This window comes from Pseudomonas sp. GW821-FHT01C01 (genome assembly GCF_059422645.1).
In genome coordinates this window covers 1-2,437 of sequence record NZ_JBWKXF010000113.1, presented here as the reverse complement: position 1 = coordinate 2,437, position 2,437 = coordinate 1, and the positions used below count along the sequence as shown (strand labels likewise).

Sequence of the window (2,437 nt, the reverse complement as noted above, 5' to 3'; positions counted from 1 at the left end):
GCAGTCGTGAAATCAAACGACGCGGTATTCAGGAATACCGCGTTCGCAGGGTTTACGACGGCTTCGCCGCCGAACGCCGCCTCGCGCTGCTCGGCAGCTACTACGGGCGATGCGAAGTTACGGGGGATGCGCGGTCAATCCTGATGAGGTATTTACATGTATCAGTACGATGATTATGACCGGGCACTGGTGTTCGAGCGGGTTGCGCAGTTTAGAGATCAGGTCGAGCGTTTCATGGCCGGAGAGTTGAGCGAAGAAGAGTTCCTGCCGTTGCGCCTGCAGAACGGCCTGTACATGCAAAAACACGCCTACATGCTGCGAGTCGCCATTCCCTACGGCACGCTGAGTGCCCGGCAGATGCGCACGCTGGCGAGCATCGCCCGGGATTACGATCGCGGATACGGCCACTTCACCACCCGGCAGAACATGCAGTTCAACTGGATCGAACTGGCTCAGGTGCCGGACATCCTCGAACGCCTGGCCCAGGTGGAAATGCATGCGATCCAGACCTCCGGCAACTGCGTGCGCAACATCACCACCGAAGCCTTCGCCGGGGTGGCGGCAGACGAAATGATCGACCCGCGACCGCTGGCGGAGATCCTGCGGCAGTGGTCGACCATCAACCCGGAATTCCTGTTCCTGCCACGCAAGTTCAAGATCGCCATTTGCTCAGCCGAACAGGACCGGGCGGCGATCATGATGCATGACATCGGTCTCTATCTTTACCCCGGCAACGATGGGCAAATGCTGTTGCGGGTGATCGTTGGCGGCGGTCTGGGGCGCACGCCTATCCTCGGTTTGCAGATCCGCGAAGGCCTGCCGTGGCAGCACCTGCTGTCCTACGTCGAGGCGGTGTTGCGGGTGTACAACCGCCATGGCCGGCGGGACAACAAGTACAAGGCGCGGATCAAGATCCTGGTCAAGGCCCTGGGCATCGAAGCCTTCGCCCGGGAAGTGGAGGAGGAGTGGCAGCACCTCAAGGACGGCCCAGCGCAACTGACCTTTGATGAATTCGAACGCGTCGCCAATGCCTTCGTCGCGCCGCCTTATCGCGCGCTGGCGGACACCAGCCTCGATTACGGCACGCATCTGGCCGACAACCCGGCGTTCGCGCGTTGGGTGCTGCGCAATGTTCAGCCGCATAAAGTGCCGGGCTACGCCAGCGTGGTGTTGTCGACTAAACCGGGCAGCGCTTCGCCACCGGGCGACGTCACGGATAAACAAATGGAAGCGGTGGCCGACTGGGCCGAGCGCTTCGGTTTCGGCGAGATCCGCATTGCCCATGAACAGAACATCGTCCTGCCGGACGTGCCAAAAGCCGAGCTGTTCGCGCTGTGGTGCCTGGCCTGTGAACACAATCTGGGCAGCGCCAACGCCGGTTTGCTCACCGACATCATCGCTTGCCCCGGCGGTGATTTCTGCGCGCTGGCCAATGCCAAGTCGATCCCCATCGCCCAGGGTATTCAGGCGCGTTTCGACGATCTCGATTACCTGCACGATCTGGGCGACATCAGCCTCAACATCTCCGGCTGCATGAACGCCTGCGGTCACCACCACATCGGCAACATTGGCATCCTCGGCGTCGATAAAAACGGCAGCGAGTGGTACCAGATCACCCTCGGCGGCGCCCAGGGCAAGAACAGCGCGCTGGGCAAGGTCATCGGCCCGTCGTTCAGCGCCGCCGAAGTGCCGCAGGTGATCGAGCAGATCATCGAGACTTTCGTGCGTTATCGCGAGAGTGAGGAGCTGTTTGTCGACACCGTGCAGCGCATCGGTCTGGAGCCGTTCAAGGAAGCGGTCTATCCGAAAGTGCTGGAGGTGTCGGCATGAACAATCTGTTGCGGCTGGAGGAGGGCGTGGCGCGGATTGTTGCAGATGATCCATGGACACTGGTGCGGGATCCGGAGCAACCAGTGCCTGACGGTGGCGCAATTCTCCCGCTCGCCCGATGGCTGGAAAACCCTCGGCAACAGGGTGTGTGGCTGGGGCCGGACGATGAAGTGGAAAGTCTCAAGCCGTGGTTTGCCCAACTGCCGTTGATCGCCCTGGACTTCCCGAGCTTTCGTGATGGTCGCGGTTACAGCCAGGCGTATCTGCTGCGCACCCGATTGGGTTGGACCGGCGAATTGCGCGCCATCGGCGACGTCCTGCGCGATCAACTGAGCCACATGCGCCAATGCGGTTTCGACAGCTTCGCCGTGCGCGAAGACAAATCCGCCGAGGATGCGTTGAAAGGTCTGGCGGGGATGAGTGTGCTTTACGGGCGTTCGGTGATCGAGCCGCGGCCGTTGTTCAGACGTCGTTGAAGTTTTTGCCCGTTGTACGTTGTAGCAGCTGCCGAGCAGCGCGAGGCTGCGTTCGGCGGCGAAGCCGTCGTGAAATCAAACGACGCGGTATTCAGGAATACCGCGTTCGCAGGGTTTACGACGGCTTCGCC

The 2,437-nt window shown here is 61.3% G+C and carries 2 protein-coding genes; both read left to right on the top strand.

Annotated features, from left to right (window positions below):
• Positions 1 to 156: 156 nt before the first annotated feature.
• Positions 157 to 1,830 carry a nitrite/sulfite reductase gene (locus AC07XF_RS28935; RefSeq protein WP_495029245.1) on the top strand — a complete coding sequence of 558 codons (1,674 nt, stop codon included), beginning with the start codon at positions 157 to 159 and terminating at the stop codon, positions 1,828 to 1,830.
• Complete coding sequence (locus AC07XF_RS28930) at positions 1,827 to 2,306, top strand: DUF934 domain-containing protein (protein WP_495029244.1); 480 nt, start codon at positions 1,827 to 1,829, stop codon at positions 2,304 to 2,306. The genes AC07XF_RS28935 and AC07XF_RS28930 overlap by 4 nt, the downstream gene beginning before the upstream one ends.
• Positions 2,307 to 2,437: the final 131 nt, after the last annotated feature.

Bases quoted from the DNA above. Each gene is read 5' to 3' on its own strand.
- AC07XF_RS28930 (WP_495029244.1), top strand. From the start codon at position 1,827: ATGAACAATCTGTTGCGGCTGGAGGAGGGCGTGGCGCGGATTGTTGCA.
- AC07XF_RS28935 (WP_495029245.1), top strand. From the start codon at position 157: ATGTATCAGTACGATGATTATGACCGGGCACTGGTGTTCGAGCGGGTT.